This is a genomic window from Paraburkholderia polaris (assembly GCF_012927345.1).
GTDB lineage: Bacteria > Pseudomonadota > Gammaproteobacteria > Burkholderiales > Burkholderiaceae > Paraburkholderia > Paraburkholderia polaris.
The window spans coordinates 1-17,336 of the sequence record NZ_JABBGJ010000018.1; the positions used below are offsets into that span (position 1 = coordinate 1).

Annotated in this window: 15 protein-coding genes and 2 rRNA genes; 12 read left to right on the forward strand and 5 right to left on the reverse strand. The window is 61.4% G+C overall.

Going from position 1 to position 17,336, the window contains the following annotated elements:
• A 23S ribosomal RNA gene (locus HHL24_RS17740) occupies positions 1 to 167 on the forward strand; the annotation flags it as partial.
• A 206-nt stretch (positions 168 to 373) separates the two neighbouring features.
• Positions 374 to 486 (forward strand): 5S ribosomal RNA (rrf, locus tag HHL24_RS17745).
• A gap of 134 nt (positions 487 to 620) precedes the next feature.
• Here rrf and HHL24_RS17750 read toward each other — a convergent pair.
• Positions 621 to 1,622: a LysR family transcriptional regulator gene (locus HHL24_RS17750; RefSeq protein ID WP_169486741.1), complete on the reverse strand. Its 1,002-nt coding sequence runs from the start codon at positions 1,620 to 1,622 to the stop codon at positions 621 to 623.
• A 199-nt stretch (positions 1,623 to 1,821) separates the two neighbouring features.
• On the opposite strand from HHL24_RS17750, the gene HHL24_RS17755 reads away from it, so the two are divergent.
• From HHL24_RS17755 to HHL24_RS17765, 3 genes are all read left to right on the forward strand, one after another.
• Positions 1,822 to 3,987: an FUSC family protein gene (locus HHL24_RS17755; RefSeq protein WP_169486742.1), complete on the forward strand. Its 2,166-nt coding sequence runs from the start codon at positions 1,822 to 1,824 to the stop codon at positions 3,985 to 3,987.
• Between the two features lie 164 nt (positions 3,988 to 4,151).
• Positions 4,152 to 4,364 carry a hypothetical protein gene (locus HHL24_RS17760; protein ID WP_169486743.1) on the forward strand — a complete coding sequence of 71 codons (213 nt, stop codon included), beginning with the start codon at positions 4,152 to 4,154 and terminating at the stop codon, positions 4,362 to 4,364.
• 201 nt (positions 4,365 to 4,565) lie between these two features.
• The gene (locus tag HHL24_RS17765) at positions 4,566 to 6,080 is read left to right on the forward strand and encodes an acetyl-CoA hydrolase/transferase family protein (RefSeq protein ID WP_169486870.1); all 1,515 of its coding nucleotides are present in this window, start codon (positions 4,566 to 4,568) and stop codon (positions 6,078 to 6,080) included.
• 65 nt (positions 6,081 to 6,145) lie between these two features.
• On the opposite strand, the gene HHL24_RS17770 is transcribed toward HHL24_RS17765, so the two are convergent.
• Together HHL24_RS17770 and HHL24_RS17775 are read right to left on the reverse strand one after the other, a co-directional pair.
• Complete coding sequence (locus HHL24_RS17770; RefSeq protein WP_007176844.1) at positions 6,146 to 6,400, reverse strand: GlsB/YeaQ/YmgE family stress response membrane protein; 255 nt, start codon at positions 6,398 to 6,400, stop codon at positions 6,146 to 6,148.
• A 162-nt stretch (positions 6,401 to 6,562) separates the two neighbouring features.
• Positions 6,563 to 7,270 (reverse strand): MgtC/SapB family protein, encoded by a 708-nt coding sequence (locus HHL24_RS17775; RefSeq protein ID WP_169486744.1) that lies wholly within the window; start codon positions 7,268 to 7,270, stop codon positions 6,563 to 6,565.
• A 408-nt stretch (positions 7,271 to 7,678) separates the two neighbouring features.
• On the opposite strand from HHL24_RS17775, the gene HHL24_RS17780 reads away from it, so the two are divergent.
• On the forward strand, positions 7,679 to 8,458 hold the full coding sequence (locus tag HHL24_RS17780; protein WP_407947513.1) for a hypothetical protein: 780 nt from the start codon (positions 7,679 to 7,681) through the stop codon (positions 8,456 to 8,458).
• Positions 8,459 to 8,582: 124 nt separating this feature from the next.
• Here the strand turns inward: HHL24_RS17780 and HHL24_RS17785 are convergent, their stop codons facing one another.
• Positions 8,583 to 9,746 (reverse strand): metallophosphoesterase, encoded by a 1,164-nt coding sequence (locus tag HHL24_RS17785; RefSeq protein WP_169486745.1) that lies wholly within the window; start codon positions 9,744 to 9,746, stop codon positions 8,583 to 8,585.
• A 369-nt stretch (positions 9,747 to 10,115) separates the two neighbouring features.
• Here HHL24_RS17785 and HHL24_RS17790 point away from each other — a divergent pair, with 369 nt between their 5' ends.
• The gene (locus HHL24_RS17790) at positions 10,116 to 10,445 is read left to right on the forward strand and encodes a hypothetical protein (protein WP_169486746.1); all 330 of its coding nucleotides are present in this window, start codon (positions 10,116 to 10,118) and stop codon (positions 10,443 to 10,445) included.
• Positions 10,446 to 10,468: 23 nt separating this feature from the next.
• On the opposite strand, the gene HHL24_RS17795 is transcribed toward HHL24_RS17790, so the two are convergent.
• Complete coding sequence (locus tag HHL24_RS17795) at positions 10,469 to 11,053, reverse strand: malonic semialdehyde reductase (RefSeq protein WP_169486747.1); 585 nt, start codon at positions 11,051 to 11,053, stop codon at positions 10,469 to 10,471.
• 157 nt (positions 11,054 to 11,210) lie between these two features.
• On the opposite strand from HHL24_RS17795, the gene HHL24_RS17800 reads away from it, so the two are divergent.
• From HHL24_RS17800 to yjfF, 5 genes are all read left to right on the forward strand, one after another.
• Complete coding sequence (locus HHL24_RS17800; RefSeq protein WP_169486748.1) at positions 11,211 to 11,810, forward strand: alpha-ketoglutarate-dependent dioxygenase AlkB family protein; 600 nt, start codon at positions 11,211 to 11,213, stop codon at positions 11,808 to 11,810.
• Between the two features lie 562 nt (positions 11,811 to 12,372).
• Positions 12,373 to 13,359 carry an ABC transporter substrate-binding protein gene (locus HHL24_RS17805; RefSeq protein ID WP_169486749.1) on the forward strand — a complete coding sequence of 329 codons (987 nt, stop codon included), beginning with the start codon at positions 12,373 to 12,375 and terminating at the stop codon, positions 13,357 to 13,359.
• Between the two features lie 223 nt (positions 13,360 to 13,582).
• Positions 13,583 to 15,193, forward strand: coding sequence for a sugar ABC transporter ATP-binding protein (locus tag HHL24_RS17810; RefSeq protein WP_206002906.1), 1,611 nt, complete (start codon positions 13,583 to 13,585; stop codon positions 15,191 to 15,193).
• Positions 15,190 to 16,221: an ABC transporter permease gene (locus HHL24_RS17815; RefSeq protein WP_169486750.1), complete on the forward strand. Its 1,032-nt coding sequence runs from the start codon at positions 15,190 to 15,192 to the stop codon at positions 16,219 to 16,221. Before HHL24_RS17810 ends, HHL24_RS17815 begins: the two co-directional genes overlap by 4 nt.
• Entirely contained in the window at positions 16,218 to 17,315 is a 1,098-nt protein-coding gene (yjfF, locus tag HHL24_RS17820; RefSeq protein WP_169486751.1) for a galactofuranose ABC transporter, permease protein YjfF, read from the forward strand. Before HHL24_RS17815 ends, yjfF begins: the two co-directional genes overlap by 4 nt.
• Positions 17,316 to 17,336: the final 21 nt, after the last annotated feature.

A 17,336-nucleotide genomic window follows, 5' to 3' on the forward strand; every position in this document is an offset into this window, starting at 1 on the left:
ATAACCGCTGAAAGCATCTAAGCGGGAAACTCGCCTTAAGATGAGATATCCCCGGGGCTTCGAGCCCCTTGAAGGGTCGTTCAAGACCAGGACGTTGATAGGTCAGGTGTGGAAGCGCAGTAATGCGTTAAGCTAACTGATACTAATTGCCCGTAAGGCTTGATCCTATAACCGGTGTGTTTTACGCAATGAGTTAGCGCTTTAGCGCTTACTCAGAGCCACCCCCGAAAGGGGGTAGCACGTGACGGTTGAGATCAGTGTTGTGCCAGAAACAACACAACCCCAACAGCTTTACCCCTGGTGAGCATCACCAGAAACTACTTCTTCCAGATTGGTTGTGCCGCCCACAAAGGCGACACGACAACAAGTCATGCCTGATGACCATAGCGAGTCGGTCCCACCCCTTCCCATCCCGAACAGGACCGTGAAACGACTCCACGCCGATGATAGTGCGGATTCCCGTGTGAAAGTAGGTAATCGTCAGGCTCCCCAGCAGCAGGCAAAAACCCCACCCGAAAAGGTGGGGTTTTTGCGTTTGCGGCCGTAAAAAGCGGCGGCAATGTTGCCGGGAAATCGCCGGCGAGGTTTCTCCCGGCGTCTCTTCGGTTTCAAAATCTGCGTCAGTGTGCAGCGGCGTCCCCATCCCCAATGCTGGGCTCTCCCACAGGCGCCACGCCATCCGCTGCATACATCTGGCCGACTTCCGCAAGTAATGCCTCGTCGCGTGCAATCACCTTCGGCAGATGCGTACGTAAGAACTCAACCCACGTCCGAGTCTTCGCATCGATGAACTTGCGCGACGGATACAACGCGTAAACGTTCATCTTCTGCAGCGTATATTCAGACAACACGCGGACCAGCGTCCCGTCACGCAACCCGGCGATCGCCGCATAAAGCGGCACCATACCAATGCCCATTCCCTCGCGAATCGCGACAATCAGCGATTCCGCGATATTCACATGCACGGGTCCGTTCACTTCCATCATTTCGCTGCCGTTGGGGCCGTCGAGTACCCATTCGTGAGGCGGAAATGCCGGCGTGTGCAGGATCAGACATTCGTGATGCGACAGGTCGCTGGGCTGTTGCGGCGCGCCATGAGTGCGCACGTAAGCAGGCGATGCGCACAGGATGCTGAAAGTTGTACCAAGCGGGAGCGATACGAGGTCGGAATTCGGCAGAGTCGAGGCACCGATCACCGCGACGTCGGCGCTGCCTTCGAATAGATCAGGCATGCGCTGCGACAATGTCAGCTCGACGGTTACTTCGGGATAAAGCGCGCGATACCGCGAGATGGCCGGAAGCACGTAATGCTGGCCGATGCTGGCAAAGCTGTGCATGCGCAACGCGCCGCTCGGGCGTTCGTGCGCGCAACTTGCTTCTTCTTCCGCCGTATCGACATCTGCAAGGATTTGCTGAGATCGCTTCAGGTAACGCTCGCCCGCTGTGGTGAGCGCGAGCCGCCGCGTCGACCGGTTCAGCAGGCGCGTACGCAGATGAGCCTCGAGTTCAGAGACCGCGCGGGACATCGCGCCAGTCGTCGAATTGAGCGACTGCGCGGCGGCGGTAAAACTACCGGCTTCGACCACGCGCACGAACACTCGCATATTTTGTAACGTATCCATCGATCCTTCTATTTCACGGCTGAAGCCGTATTGTCCGCCTGTCCCGCGAGCGCATTGTTGTTTGTTCTGGAAGGGACGTTCCGCGCCAGTCCTATTAATGCGCGCAGCGCATGCTCCTACAATCGGCGCCTTGCCCGCCGGTGTGCGCAGCGTTCACCGGTGCTTCTTTCAGCGACAAACCGGGACGCGTTGCTTTCTGATGAAACGCCAACATGCGATCAAACCGACGCCGGATTCCCGCCGGCAGTGGAGCGTCATGTTGCCAACGCTCAGTCCGGCCATTCGCGACTGGGCGAACAGCGACGGTCTGATCTGGCTGCATCTGCTGAAAACGGTCACCGCGGGCCTGCTGGCGCTGGGCATTGCCATGTTGCTGGATCTCCAGCAGCCGCGAATCGCGATGACCACGGTGTTCGTGCTGATGCAGCCGTTTAGCGGCATGGTGCTCGCCAAGAGTTTCTATCGAATTCTCGGTACCGCGGTGGGTACGATCGCCGCACTGGTGCTCGGCGCGCTGTTCGTCCAGCAGCCTGAGTGGTACATGTTCGGCATGATCGGGTGGGTGAGCGCCTGTATTGCGGCGGCAGTCCGGTATCGGCATTTCAGATGGTACGGCTTTGTGCTGGCAGGTTATACCGCCGCTCTGATCGGCATTCCGAATGTCACGGCGCCTCACGATCTGTTTCTGGCGGCGCTCACGCGCGCGGCGGAGGTGGCGGTTGGCATCGTGTGTTCGAGCGCAGTGAGCGCACTGATCGTGCCGCAGCGCTCCAGCCTGGCATTGCGGCGCGCGCTCCACATTCGATATATCAATTTTACTGCGTTCGCTGCCGACGTGCTGGGTCGTGGAGTCGAGCGGGGCCAGTTTGAAAGGCGCTTTGCGGACCTCGTCGACGAGATCGTCGGCTTTGAGGCGACGCGAACATTTGCAGCTTTCGAAGATCCGGCCATGCGTTCACGCAGCCAGCATCTCGGCCGTCTGAACGGAGAGTTCATGGACGCATGCGCGCGGCTGCATGCGCTGCATCAATTGCTCAAACGTCTGCGCGCAAACGGCCGGAGCCGGATAGTCGACGCCATCACGCCGTACTTTCACGAGCTGTCGACACTGCTGGCGTCCACCCAGGACGCGGACGTTGATACATCACGCGCAGCAACCCATATGCGGCACTTTCAGGCGAGCTTGCCGAGGCGCGTACGCGAAACGAGACGGCCGCTGGAAGCCGCCCCCGCTGAGTCGCTGGCGGACTTCGATACGGCCGCGGAATTGCTATATCGCTTCGTCGACGAATGGATCCGTTACTCCGAGACATACGCGTCTTTGGCGCGGCGCAAGCCGGGAGCCGGGCAGCGTACTGCCGGCCGCTACGTAAGCAAGACGAACGGCTTTGCGGTCGCGTTCACCTTTGCCAGGTCGGCCGCGGTCATGGCGATTGCCGGCTGGTTCTGGATCGCCACCGACTGGCCCAGCGGCGGTCTGGCAGTGATCGGCGCAGCGTTGGCCTGTGCGTTGACGTCTACTGCGCCGAACGCATCGAAAATGGCCGTGCAGATGGCAGTCGGCGCGGTACTGGCGACCATGACCGGCTACCTCTTCACGTGCTACGTGTATCCCAACATCGACGGTTTTCCGCTGCTTTGCGCGACGCTCGCCCCGGTGCTTGCATTCGGCGCCTTCATCGCGTCGCGCAAGCGCGCGGCAGGGTATGGCATCGGCTTTTCGGTGTTCTTCTGCCTGCTCGCCGGGCCGGACAACGTCGTCACGTATGCGCCCGATCTGCTGATCAACAACGGTATAGCGATCACGGCGTCCCTCTTACTTGCAGCGATCGTTTTCGCGGTCGTGTTTCCAGCGGATATGCCGTGGCTCACCGAGAGAATCAAGGGTGATTTGCGCGCGCAAGTCGTGTCTGCGTGCAAGGACGAACTGCCCGGACTCAATCAGCGCTTCCAGTCGAGCACACACGATTTGACCTCGCAGTTGCGCATGCTACTGACTCGCCGCTCCCGACGCCGCCGTGATGCCTTGCGCTGGATGCTCGTCACGCTCGAAGTAGGGCACGCCGTGATCGATCTGCGTAATGAAGCGGCGCGTGCCCGCTATGCGCAAGCGCTTCATTCGCGCTGGAGCAGCAGCCTCGCGCAGACTTGCGATGACCTCGCGCGGCTTTTCGAGCGGCCTGACGCGCGTGCTCTCGAGCGATCGCTCGTATCCGTGCGCTCGGCCACATGGATTGCGCAGGACGTACTGGAAACCGTTCATGCCGACCGCGACAAGCGGCACGACCTGCAGCGCATTCTGAGTTGCCTGCACTTCATCCGCACAGCGTTGCTCGACAAAGACGCGCCTTTCAATGCGCGTTGACCCGTGCGCGTTGGATCAGTCGTGTGCCCCGATCCTTCTGCCAGATGGAAAGATCACTTCCGTCCACCCCCGTTTATCTGCACAGGCGGCGGTCATATAGTTTCATCACTGCCACGCAGTCCCCAAAGTCCTACGGGGTGTAACCGGAAGTACTGGAGAACGAAATGAACGTGTTGAAGATTGCCCTGATTGCCTGCTCTTTGTCCGCTGCTGTTGCTCATGCGCAAACGGCGCCGGCTGCTTCGGAACAACAGGTCGCGCAAGCGAATGCGCGCGCCAATAGCGTCGCCGTGCAAAACCGCGTCGCCCTACCGAAAGCCAAAGCCAAAGAGTGCGTCGGGCCTGTGAGCTTCTGCAATATCTACTTCGGCAGCTAAGCAGCGCCACGAGCAACACCCGCCGTACCTGCAGTACCTGCAGTACCTGTCGCGGGAATCTTGCACGCGACGAAACGCCTGGCCGCGACGCCGTCCCATCGAGACGCCGCGGCTGGTGCGACAATCTGGCTACTGAGCGAAGCACACCGCAGACGTGCGCACCGGTAGACTGGACTGGTGACTATGGAGAGACTCAGTTTCATGTATCAAGACCGGATTCGTTGCTCCGCGCTGCGCGGAAAAATTACTTCAGCCGCCGAGGCGGCGCTTCTGATTAAGGACGGCATGCGCGTTGGCGCCAGCGGCTTTACGCGCGCGGGCGATGCCAAAGCTGTCCCGGTCGCGCTCGCCGAGCGGGTCCGTCAGGAAGGCAAGCCGCTGCAAATTACGTTGATGACCGGCGCATCGCTTGGTCACGACGTGGATCGCATGCTCACCGAGGCGCATGTGTTGGCGCGCCGCTTGCCGTTTCAGGTCGACAAGACCTTGCGTGATGCGATCAATCGCGGTGAAGTGATGTTCGTCGATCAGCATCTGTCTGAAACCGTCGAAATGCTGCGCGCCAATCAACTCGGCAAACTCGATGTCGCCATTATCGAAGCTGCCGCGATCACTGAAACCGGCGGCATTGTGCCGACCACTTCAGTCGGCAACTCGGCCAGCTTCGCGATCCTCGCTGACAAGGTCATCGTCGAAATCAATCTTGCCCAGCCGCTCGCCCTCGAGGGACTGCACGACATCTGGATTCCGGGCCGCAGGCCGAATCGCGAACCGCTGCCGATCGTGCATCCGCAAGACCGGGTCGGCACGCGGGCCATCGAGATCCCGCTCGACAAAATCGCGGCAATCGTCATCACCGATATGGCGGACAGCCCGTCCACGGTGCTGCCCGCGGATGCGGAAACCGAGTTGATCGCCGGCCATCTGATTGAGTTTTTTCAGCACGAAGTGTCGCGCGGGCGCATGCCCCGTCACTTACCGCCGTTGCAGGCAGGCATCGGCACGATAGCCAATGCGGTGCTGGCCGGCTTTGTCGATTCGCCCTTCGACGCCTTCGAAATTTACTCAGAAGTGCTGCAGGATTCGACCTTCGATCTGATGGACGCCGGCAAGGTGACGTTCGCCTCGGGTGCGTCGATCACGTTGTCGGCCGCGCGCCAGGCGCAAGTGTTCGGCGAGCTCGAACGCTATCGCGATCGCCTGGTGCTGCGTCCTCAGGAGGTCAGCAACCATCCTGAAGTGATTCGCCGGCTCGGTCTGATCGCGTTGAATACCGCATTGGAGTTCGATATTTACGGCAATGTGAATTCCACGCACGTCGGCGGCACGCACATGATGAACGGCATTGGTGGCTCGGGTGATTTCGCGCGCAATGCGTCATGCGCGATCTTTGCGACGAAGTCGATGGCGAAGGGTGGGCGTATTTCGAGCGTGGTGCCGATGGTCCCGCACTGCGATCACAACGAACACGATGTGGACGTGGTCGTGACGGAGCAGGGCTTGGCCGATCTGCGCGGACTGGCGCCGCGAGAACGCGCTACGTTGATCATCGAGAACTGCACGCATCCGCTCTATCGCGATCTGCTTCGCGACTACTATCGGGACGCCGTGCAATGGGGTGGGCAAACGCCGCATCGATTGGACCAGGCTTTCGCCTTGCATACGCGGCTGCGTGACACCGGCTCGATGTTGCCGGCAGTAGAGGCGCTTCTCTAAACAATAAGTAGAGACGGCGTCAGGTGGCATTCGCCCCTGACGCCGTAAGACATCAGGTGCAACGCTCAGGTGCCGCGCCGGATGAGCCGGATAAGAAACAGCAGAATGACCGCGCCGATCACAGCGGTAATGATCGAACCGATCCAGCCGCCGCCAAGCGAAATGTGCAGCACACCGGCAAGCCAGCCGCCGATGAATGCGCCGACAATCCCGACGATAATGTCGACGATCAGGCCGAAGCCGCCGCCCTTGACGAGCACGCCAGCCAGCCAGCCGGCGATCGCGCCGATGATGAGCCATGCAATGATGCCGTGTTCCATAATCGAGACTCCATAGTTGAGTGTGAAAAATTCACGGTGACAGAGCTTAGTCGAAGGTTATGGGACAGTCCATATTCAGGACGCGGAATTAACATTGTCTAAATCTATTGCAAGCTAAGTGTAGACGATGCGCGCAAATATGGGGAGCTTACGCATGATGGCTCACTCCGGCGTCGGCTCCGCTTCTTTGGCCGTCCAGCTGACGCTCGATACGCTCTTTTCCATGCTGATGCGGCTCGCCATCTGTTCGAGCTTCGGCTGATCTTTCGGATGCAGCTTTAATGTTGCCGTAACGCGAATGCGTCCCGTATCGTCGTCGACGTCTTCACTCGTCAGGCTCTGGAACGACAGCGGTGTGGAATACATCGAGTTGGATACCGCAGTACGAATGTGAATCTCATCAGCCTCCCGGCACACGATCGTCAGCACATACTCACGTACGAGGTCGGCGTTCGAAACGGGCGTTGCGTTGATCATACGGCTCACTTCACGCAATACCGTATTGGTCAGCAGCACGACCGCGGTGCCGGCAAGAGCCGGGCCGTAATGCCCCGCACCGCACAATACGCCGACTGCCGCCGAGCACCATAAGGTCGCGGCGGTGTTGATCCCCTGAATGGATCCCTTGTCGCGCATGATCACGCCGCCGCCGAGAAAGCCGACGCCAGATACGACATACGCGGCAATCTGCGTGATGCCGGCGGTGCCGTTGCCGGTCAACACGCCGAGCGTAACGAACAGGCAGGCGCCGCTGGCGACCAGCGTGATGGTGCGCAGCCCGGCGCTGCGCTGGCGCATCTGCCGCTCGAGGCCGATCGCGACGCCGCAGCTGAAGGCGGCAAAGAGCCGCAAGACGAATTCAATTGTCATCGGTAAGAAAGGTTGAGGCGCGTGTTCGCACAGTGTGAACCCCACGCGTGACAGCATCAGGTATCCGAAGGTGGAACGCGGGCGCAGTCAGGCGTGACGAGGCATGCGAGCCGGGGCTCGCGACGCAAAAGTCATGGAGCATGCGCAAGGCATCGAGCCGTGCGGCGCTTCACTGGCAGTACGAGGGTAAAAACGACGTGCACCGTCGAGCCTGAAGGCAAGACGGCGACAGGCAAAGGCTGGCGCGGAAATCTTGCCGATCAGGCGATCGGGCGAATCGAAGCTCGACTGGTACTACTGCTACTGTCCAAGATCGTGATTCCGGTTAAATGAATTGGGCGAATTTTAGGCAGTTCTGCAAAGCTAAGTCAAGCCGAGATGAAGCATGGCGGCGGAATGCGTTGTGGGATGCTTGCGGAATTTTCCGCGTCAAGCTCAGAATTTTCCTTGCATAAATACGGACTCCGAATATTGACGGTGTCCATCCCGGAAAACACACTGTTTGCACACTTCGAAACACGTCGTGCGGCTTTGGCGCTCAATCCTCGTTTCACTTCTCACGGTTTCGCCCAGGAATTTTTCGGTTGTCCTTGCGCCATGCGAGGCGCATCCGATCCGCACAACATCGTCTCTTTTCCGCTGTTCACCCAATTTGAGGAATGTATGAAAGATAAGGCTCTTGGCATTATTGCCGGTGCATTGATTGTTGCTGCTCCGCTCGTGTCGTTCGCCGCCGGTCTGCCCGCGCCGTTTGAAGGCAGCAGCACGCTGCAGGCCGATGGTGTCGTGAAGTCGGTCGACCAGGCTAAACATTCGGTGACCGTGCTCGACGCACAGGGCGGTGAAGCTTCGTTCAATATCACCGATACGAGCAACCTGGCGCAGATCAAGCAGGGTGGCAAGGTCCACATCCGGATGATGCGCAACGCCATGGTCAGCGTTACGCGTGGTGCTGACGGCCACGGCACGGCTGCTCAACCGGTACAGCAGAACACCGCACAGAACGTGACCGCCGAAGTTCAGGCCATCGACCACGCGTCCGGCATCATGGCCCTGAAGGGTCCGAATGGCGCGGTGTTTCATATCCAGGGCCGCGAGCCGGCAAAGGTCGCGGGCGTGACGCCGGGTATGCAAGTGTCGGTGGCGTACGCACCGCAGGTCAGCGTGGCCGTGGCGCCTGCACAGTAAGTCTGATTAGCTGAAGCGGCGCGTCAGCGCCGGAGCGCGGATGTCTTTTGCAGACGTCCGCGTTTTTTTCGCGCATGCGAATATGACTTCGGCGAGCCGAATACTTGGCGCCTGGTTGGACGTTTCAATCGGGCTCGCCGGGCACGAGGCGCAATCGCGTGATCTCCGAGGGGGCCCCCAGACGCTTCGGCGGTCCCCAATAGCCGGTGCCGCGACTCGTGTAGACCCACAGGCCGTTCAGCCGTGCGAGACCGGCCGTGAATGGCTGCTGGAAACGCACAAAGAAATTCCACGGGAAGAACTGGCCGCCGTGCGTGTGGCCGGATAGCTGCAGCGTAAAACCTGCTGCTGCGGCTGCTTCGGCAGAGCGCGGCTGGTGCGCGAGCAATACTTTGATCAACACGTCGCCAGGGGCGCCTGCGAGGGCCGCAACCGGGTCGCTGCGATGCAGCGGGTCATGATGGCCCGCTGAGTAATCCGTCACCCCGGCAATCACGGCGCGCGCGCCGTCGTGTTCCACGATCACATGCTCGTTAAGCAGAACGTTCAACCCCAGGCGCCGGAACTCGTCGATCCAGGCGTTAGCGCCGGCGTAATACTCGTGGTTGCCGGTCACGAGGAACGCGCCATGACGCGCACTGAGCCGCGACAGGGGTTGCGTGTGCCTGGTCAGTTGCGGCACGCTGCCGTCTACCACATCGCCGGTGACGGCAATCAGATCTGGCTTCAGACGATTCACCGCGTCGACGATCGCGTCCACATAACGGCCTTTGATGGTCGGGCCGACGTGGATATCGCTGATCTGAACGATCGTGAAGCCGTCGAGCGCGGGCGGCAAATCGTCGATCGGCACCTCGATTGTCACCACCCTTGCGCGGCGCCGTGCGTTGAACAGGCCGACGAGTGTCGAGAGCAGCGCAAGCAACGGTACCGCTGCCGCCGAGCCGATGCGCCAGTGCGCGATTGCAATCGTGTTCGGCCAGATTGCATCGACGGTGAGCAGCGAGGCAAGCGCCAGGTCACGCACGAACGTCAGAACCAGCAGCGACGAGAAGAAGCCCATCGCCAGCAGACCGACCCACGCGAGGCGGTCGCTGAGCGGCTGCTGTTTGATGGTGCGCGCCAGCATCCCGAGCGGTATGAGAAAGATCGACAGCACCAGCCACAACGCGCACAGCCATCGGCCGGAGGCACTGACCGGCATGTCGGGAATCAGACGAAAGCCGACGTAGATATGCAGCAGGATGCCAATCAGGATGATGCGAACAAGAAACGATGAGCGGCGCATAGAGAGGATAGGGGCGGGAAGGGGCCGGCACGAGCGGAGCAACGGCGGCGGCTCGCCAACCGCAAGCATGAAATAGCGGACGAGCCGGATCATTCTACCGAGATGTGCAACCCCTTGCCGACGGGCGCCACAGTTGCTCCCAGGGGCGGCCGTACACATCCGTCTCTGACGCGGATGACAGGTGTCGCCTTGCAGCAATTCCCTTTGCCGCATGTTGCCCGTCCGAGTTGCGGCGACACCCTAATTAAATGGGCTTTGAATTGTGTTCCGGGTGCACTATTCTCGAATAGAACCGGCTTGCCTCAGGGCTATCGCGGGCCAGGGGCGGTTCGTTTTGCCGTCGGTTGAGGGCGCGGCAGGAGACGCATCATGAAACTGCTTGGATCGGGCAATCACGTACGCCACGTACTTCATGGGCACCACGTTGGACGAGAGGGCAGCCACGTCATGCTGCCGCTGGTGGGCATATCGCTGATGGCGCTCGCCTTGTACTTTGGCGTGCGCGACATCGACTTCTCGGAACTGGGCAAAAGCGCGTTATTCGACGTGGTCATGGTCTGCGTTGCGCTCGGCATCGCAGGGCTGTTCGGCGTCGTCGGCGCGTGGTTGCGTTCCAATGGCGACGACGCCAACGAAGGCTTCTGCTTTATCGGTGCGTTGATCGGCGCGGTGGTGTTCTACGTCGCGCTCTTCAGATAACCGGACCGGCGGCCAAAGGCCTGTCAGACGATCCGGGCGGCTTCGTCGAAGGAGAAGCGCGGGCTGCGCGGGAACAGCTTCGACGGGTCGCCGTAGCCCAGATTGATCAGGAAGTTCGACTTCACGGTTGTGCCCGCGAAGAACGCCTCGTCGACCTTGGCGGCGTCGAATCCCGACATCGCCCCGGTGTCCAGACCGAGCGCGCGGGCCGCGAGAATCAGATAGCCACCTTGTAACGTTGAATTGCGAAAGGCCGTATCGGCGATCGCCTTGTCGTTCCCCGCGAACCAGCTGCGCGCGTCGGCATGCGGAAACAGTTTCGGCAGATGCTCGTAGAACGCCATGTCCATCCCGACGACCACCGTGACCGGCGCCGCCATGGTCTTCTCCAGATTGCCCGCCGACAAGGCCGGACGCAGCTTCTCTTTACCTTCGGGCGTTTTCACGTAGACGAAGCGGCCGGGGCTCGAATTGGCCGAGGTCGGTCCGAGCAACACGAGCTCGGTGAGTTGTTTGAGCACGACGTCGTCGATCGGTTTGGCCTGCCAGCCGTTATGTGTGCGCGCTTCGCGAAAGAGCTGATCGAGAGCCTGATCGGAAAGAATCATGGTGGAAATCCGTTGAAGTAGCAGAGTGAGAAAACTGGATGACAGCGGCGGATGACAGCGCAAGCCACAGGCGTGAGTGTCGTCGTCGTTGCCGCCATAATAGCCAGGGTTCTCACTCGCGCACCTATCGCGTGCGCAATCGCATTCAGGCAATCTCATGGCGGACCTTTTCGATGACCTTCCGGCGCCCGACGTGGACTGGTATCCCGAGTGGCTCGCGCCCGAGGTCGCGGCGCACGCTTTGACGCAACTCATCGGCGAAGTGGCATGGCGTCAGGACATGATGGGCACGCCTGCCGGCCGTGTGCCGCTGCCGCGGCTGACTGCCTGGCAGGGCGAGCCGGATGCGGTCTACGTCTACTCCGGAATTCGCAACGTACCGCAACCGTGGACCCGGACCGTCGCCGAGCTGCGGGCCGCTGCGGAGGCAGCCTGCCACGTGCGCTTTAACAGCGTGCTGATCAACCGCTACCGCAGCGGCACCGACAGCATGGGGTGGCACGCGGACCGCGAACCCGAGCTCGGCGCCCGGCCGGTGATTGCGTCGATCAGCCTGGGCGTCGCACGCACTTTCGACTTGCGGCACAACAGGACCGGCGTCGTGCAGTCGTTTTCGCTGAAGGGCGGCAGCATGCTGGTGATGAAGGGCGACACGCAGACTAACTGGCGGCATCGCGTGCCGAAGGAGCCGCGCGTGGCCGGCGAGCGAATCAATCTGACGTTTCGTTGGGTGACGCCGCGCGGAGCAGCCCGCTAGCTTGCTGGTTGGCCGTCGGCCGTTTCATCCTCGGCCCGAAGCCCGAAGCCCGAAGCCCGAAGCCCGAAGCCCGCAGCCCGCAGCCCGCAGCCCGCAGCCCGCAGCCCGAAGCCCGCAGCCCGCAGCCCGAAGCCGAAAGCCCGAAGCCGAAAGCCCGCAGCCCGCAGCCCGCAGCCCGCAGACCGAAGCCCGAAGCCGAAAGCCGAAAGCCGAAAGCCGAAAGCCGAAAGCCGAAAGCCGAAAGCCGAAAGCCGAAAGCCGAAAGCCGGCCACTCACTCACCGCGTGCCCGAACCCATGTCGAGCACTTAAGCGCATAAAAAGCATCTCCAACGCCACGCTCCATCGCCGCCCATGCCCGAAGCGAGCCCCGCAGCATTGCCCACGTCCATGCCACAGCCGATACCGCCCGCTATACCGAAATTGGTATCGCCGACGCGAATCATATGATTGGACGGTTAACGCCCCAGACACTACGCTACATCACGATCCACGCACCGTGAGGGCCGCAAACGCCGGGCGGGTTCGAGGGTCGCCTACACAACAACGATCAGGAGACAGTCATGGCGAATACACGACGCGCCGCATGCCGTGCGTTGGGCGCGCTCGCGCTTTGCTCGAGCATCGGTGCGCTGGCGCTGACAGCGCCGGGCGCTTACGCGCAGGACAAACAGATCACGCTCGGTTTCGCGCAGGTCGGCGCCGAAAGCGCCTGGCGAACCGCCAATACCGAGTCGGTGAAGTCCGCGGCAGCGGACGCGAAGATCAAGCTCAAATTCTCCGACGCCCAGCAAAAGCAGGAAAATCAGATCAAGGCGATCCGCTCCTACATCGCGCAGAAAGTCGATGTAATCGCGTTCTCTCCGGTCGTCGAATCCGGCTGGGAGCCGGTGCTGCGCGAAGCTCAAGCCGCAAAAATTCCGGTGATCCTGACAGACCGCAATATCGATGTGAAAGACACGTCTCTATACGTGACGATGATCGGCTCGGACTTTATGGAAGAGGGCCGGCGCGGCGGTCATTGGCTAGCAGATCACTATAAAAATGATCCAGGGCCCATCAACATTGCCGAACTTCAGGGAACGGTCGGCTCGGCGCCTGCCAACGACCGGCATTCCGGCTTGATCGAAGTGATCAAGAGCGATCCCAAATTCAAGATCATCGCGTCGCAAAGCGGCGACTTCACGCTTGCCGGCGGCAAGCAGGTGATGGAAGCATTTATAAAAACTTATGGAAATAAAATAAATGTAGTTTATGCGCATAACGACGATATGGCGCTCGGCGCCATCCAGGCGATGGAAGAGGCCGGCATGCATCCGGGCAAAGACATCACTGTCGTCTCGTTCGATGCGACCAAGGGCGGCTTCCAGGCGATGGCCGCGGGCAAGATGAACGTCGATGTGGAGTGCAGCCCGCTGCTGGGGCCGCAACTGATGTCAGCGGTCAAGGACGTGGTGGCCGGCAAGCCGCTGCCCAAGCGTATCCTGACGCAAGAGACCGTCTTCCCGATGAGCGTCGCGGCGCAGACTCTGCCGACGCGTAAGTACTGAGGCGGACAGCATTGGGCAGAGTATGGTGGCTAACTGATTAGCGATCCATATGATTTAAGCAGGACACAAGCGAAGTACCGACAGATCGCAGGAGTTTCTCCAGTGGTGCCTGACCGCCTGGCTGCTTTGGCAGCGGGCGGTCTCTTTTCCGCAGAATCAGGTTGCGCCCAACTGAGCCCACTTGAGCCCACCCGACCAACGCACCGCCCATCGAGCGAGGTCTATGACGCATCCCGCATCGGAACCCAATCCGCCGGCCATGAAGGCCATCACAGGCGACACTCGCGCAGGCGTCGCCTCGAATGCACTCGAGCCCATTCTGGCCACCGCCGGTGTCAGCAAGACGTTCCCAGGCGTGAAAGCGCTGCAGCGAGTCGACTTTCGCTTGTTTCCCGGCGAGATCCATACACTGATGGGGCAGAACGGCGCCGGCAAATCCACCCTGATCAACGTGCTGACCGGCGTAGTCGCGCCCGACGCCGGAACGATCCGCCTGGGTGGCGAGATTGTGGCGTTTGCTTCGCCGCAGGAGGCCGAGGCGGCCGGCGTGCGCACGCTGTATCAGGAAGTGAACCTGTGCCCGAACCTCTCGGTGGCGGAGAACATTTTTGCGGGCCGGCAGCCCAAGCGGTTTGGCGCGATCGATTGGCCCGACATCAAGCGCCGTGCGCAGGCTGCGCTTCTTCGACTCGACGTGACGCTCGACGTCACCCGCTCGCTCGACGCCTATCCGATCGCCGTGCAGCAGATGGTGGCGATCGCCAGAGCGCTGTCAGTCGACGCACGCGTGCTGATCCTCGACGAACCGACCTCCAGCCTCGACGACGGCGAAGTCGCGCAGCTTTTTAAAATACTTCGTCATCTTAAGCAATCGGGTATCGCCATTCTGTTCGTCACGCATTTTATCGAGCAGACCTATGCCATCTCCGATCGCATCACGGTAATGCGCAACGGCGAGCGTGAAGGCGAATACCTTGCGCGCGATCTGCCGGCCGATCAACTGGTCGCGAAGATGGTCGGTCACGAGCGCATGAGCGCGCGCTTGCGCGAAGCGGCACATGATGGGCACGCTGCCCATGAAGGGCCTCAGAGCAAGGACGCTGTTCAGCCGTTCGTCGAGTTGCGCGGCGTCGGGCGGCGCGGCACGCTGCAGCCGATCGATCTCGACGTGCAGCCCGGCCAGATCCTGGGGCTAGCCGGTCTACTCGGCTCGGGCCGCACGGAGACTGCGCGGCTGTTGTTCGGGGCGGACCGCGCCGACAGCGGCACCATCCTGATCGAAGGCCGGCCCGTGCGGCTGCGTTCGCCACGCGACGCCGTGCGTCACGGCATTGGCTACTGCGCGGAGGACCGCAAGAAAGAGGGCATCGTCGCCGAACTGTCGATCCGCGAGAACATTCTGCTGGCGCTGCAGGCGCGACGTGGCTGGTGGCGCAAGATCAAACGACATCGCGCGCATGAAATCGCGGACCTGTGGATCGAGCGTCTCGGCATCAAAGCGACGGACGCCGAACAGCCGATCGGGCTGCTCTCCGGCGGCAACCAGCAGAAAGCGCTGCTCGCGCGCTGGCTCGCCACGGACCCCAAACTGCTTATTCTCGACGAACCCACCCGTGGCATCGACGTCGCCGCGAAGTTCGACATCATGGAACGCTTGCTGGCGCTGTGCGCGAACGGTCTGAGCATTCTGTTCATATCGTCGGAGATCAGCGAGGTGCTGCGCGTGAGTCATCGCGTGGCGGTGCTGCGCGACCGCCGCAAGATCGCTGAAGTGGCCGGTAAGGCTTCGAACGAAGACAACATTTATCGACTCATCGCGGGGAGCGGCGAATGAAGCTATCGAACTGGTTCGTGCGCGATGGCACGGAGCGTCCGTTGATCTGGCCATGCGTCACCCTGGTGCTGTTGTGCGCCCTGAACGTGTGGGTAAATCCGCATTTTCTTTCTTTAAGGATGCTAGGTGGCCACCTGTTCGGCGCGCCGATCGACGTATTGAATCGCGCGGCGCCGCTGGTGCTGGTCGCTACCGGCATGACGCTCGTGATCGCCACACGCGGCATCGATATTTCGGTTGGCGCGGTCGTGGCGATTGCCGGGGCCGCCGCGGCCACGATACTCGCAACGCAAGCTGAACCCAGCGCCGGCCTGATCGCGCAGGCCCTGGTAGCGGCATTGATCGTCGGCGTGTTGAGCGGCATGTGGAACGGGCTGCTGGTGTCGTTCGTCGGCATGCAGCCGATCATCGCAACGTTGATCCTGATGGTCGCCGGCCGTGGCATTGCGCAATTGCTGACGGCGGGGCAGATCATTCCGATCGGCGCGCCCGGCTATCTGTTCGTCGGCGGCGGTTACTGGCTTGGCGTGCCGTGTTCTGTGTGGATCGCGAGCGTTGCGGTGCTGGCTACCGCCGTGCTCGTCGAAGGTACCGCGCTCGGGCTCTTCATTCGCGCGATTGGCGTCAATCCGGTGGCGACGCGTCTTGTCGGTCTGCGCTCGAAAGCGCTGGTATTCGCGGTGTACGGCTTCTCGGGATTGACCGCCGCGATGGCGGGTATCCTCATCAGTTCGAACGTGCGCAGCGCCGATGGCAATAACGCGGGCCTGCTGCTCGAACTCGATGCGATTCTGGCGGTGACGCTCGGCGGCACGTCGTTGCTCGGCGGCCGCTTCAGTCTGACGGGCACCGTGCTGGGCGCGCTAATCATCCAGACGCTCACCTACACGACCTATTCGATCGGGGTGCCGCCGGAAGCGACGCTCGTCGTCAAGGCGGCCGTGGTGCTCGCGGTGAGTGTGATCCAGTCGCCCTCGGCGCGCGCGCTCGCCATGTCGCTCTTCACGCAGCGCGGGGTGGCGCGATGAGACGACTCCTCGACGCCTGGGCCCATATCGTCGATCCGCGCACGCTGCCGATCGCCGTCACCATCCTGTTGTTTTGCGCACTGTTCGGTTTCGGCTCGGTGATGTACACCGGCTTTTTCTCGTGGCAAGTGCTGCTCGATCTGCTGGTCGATAACGCCTTCCTGCTGATCGTCGCAATCGGTATGACGTTTGTGATCGTGTCCGGCGGGATCGATCTGTCGGTCGGCTCGGTGGTGGCGCTGACCACGATCGTCGAAGCGGTGCTGTCCGAACATATGCATCTGTCGGTCTGGCTGATCGTGCCGATCGTGTTGCTGATGGGTACGGTGTTTGGCGCGGTGCAGGGTGCACTGATTCACTTCTTCCGCTTGCAGGCGTTCATCGTCACGCTGGCCGGCATGTTCTTCGCACGTGGCTTGTGCTTTCTGATCACGACGCAGTCGATCACGATCAACGATCCGACGTTCCAGAAGATTTCCGCCTTTCGCCTCAATATCGGCGTCGGTTCGGTGACGGCCAATGTGTTGATCGCCCTCGTCACGCTTGTCGCTGCGATCTACGTTGCGCATTTCACGCGTTTTGGCCGTAACGTCTATGCGGTTGGCGGCAATCCGCGCTCGGCGTTGCTGATGGGTTTGCCGGTCGCGCGTACGCGGATCGGCGTGTATGCGCTGAGCGGCTTCTGTTCGGCGCTCGGCGGCGCGGTGTTCACGTTCTATGTGCTATCGGGTTATGGCCTGCAAGGGCAGGGCATGGAACTCGATGCGATCGCGGCAACGGTGATCGGCGGTACCTTGCTGACGGGCGGTGTCGGCTATGTGATCGGCTCGCTGTTCGGCGTCGGCATTCTGGGCACGATCCAGGCGCTGATTACCTTCGACGGCACACTCAGTTCGTGGTGGACCCGCATCGTGATCGGCGCGTTGCTGTGCGCGTTCTGCCTGCTGCAACGGCTGATCGAGCGGCATGCAAAATCGGTGCGACGTCCCGGTGGCACCGGCGCGGTCGTGACGCCAGGCCGCAAGCGCGGGCGGGGCGACGCAGCGGCGTCCGATTCGCATGTGATCGGACGCGCGCCGAAGCAGGCGTCATAGCGCGAACGAGCCGTGTCGTGG

Bases quoted from the DNA above. Each gene is read 5' to 3' on its own strand.
- HHL24_RS17750 (WP_169486741.1), bottom strand. From the start codon at position 1,622: ATGGATACGTTACAAAATATGCGAGTGTTCGTGCGCGTGGTCGAAGCC.
- HHL24_RS17755 (WP_169486742.1), top strand. From the start codon at position 1,822: ATGAAACGCCAACATGCGATCAAACCGACGCCGGATTCCCGCCGGCAG.
- HHL24_RS17760 (WP_169486743.1), top strand. From the start codon at position 4,152: ATGAACGTGTTGAAGATTGCCCTGATTGCCTGCTCTTTGTCCGCTGCT.
- HHL24_RS17765 (WP_169486870.1), top strand. From the start codon at position 4,566: ATGTATCAAGACCGGATTCGTTGCTCCGCGCTGCGCGGAAAAATTACT.
- HHL24_RS17770 (WP_007176844.1), bottom strand. From the start codon at position 6,400: ATGGAACACGGCATCATTGCATGGCTCATCATCGGCGCGATCGCCGGC.
- HHL24_RS17775 (WP_169486744.1), bottom strand. From the start codon at position 7,270: ATGACAATTGAATTCGTCTTGCGGCTCTTTGCCGCCTTCAGCTGCGGC.
- HHL24_RS17780 (WP_407947513.1), top strand. From the start codon at position 7,679: ATGCTTGCGGAATTTTCCGCGTCAAGCTCAGAATTTTCCTTGCATAAA.
- HHL24_RS17785 (WP_169486745.1), bottom strand. From the start codon at position 9,746: ATGCGCCGCTCATCGTTTCTTGTTCGCATCATCCTGATTGGCATCCTG.
- HHL24_RS17790 (WP_169486746.1), top strand. From the start codon at position 10,116: ATGAAACTGCTTGGATCGGGCAATCACGTACGCCACGTACTTCATGGG.
- HHL24_RS17795 (WP_169486747.1), bottom strand. From the start codon at position 11,053: ATGATTCTTTCCGATCAGGCTCTCGATCAGCTCTTTCGCGAAGCGCGC.
- HHL24_RS17800 (WP_169486748.1), top strand. From the start codon at position 11,211: ATGGCGGACCTTTTCGATGACCTTCCGGCGCCCGACGTGGACTGGTAT.
- HHL24_RS17805 (WP_169486749.1), top strand. From the start codon at position 12,373: ATGGCGAATACACGACGCGCCGCATGCCGTGCGTTGGGCGCGCTCGCG.
- HHL24_RS17810 (WP_206002906.1), top strand. From the start codon at position 13,583: ATGACGCATCCCGCATCGGAACCCAATCCGCCGGCCATGAAGGCCATC.
- HHL24_RS17815 (WP_169486750.1), top strand. From the start codon at position 15,190: ATGAAGCTATCGAACTGGTTCGTGCGCGATGGCACGGAGCGTCCGTTG.
- yjfF (WP_169486751.1), top strand. From the start codon at position 16,218: ATGAGACGACTCCTCGACGCCTGGGCCCATATCGTCGATCCGCGCACG.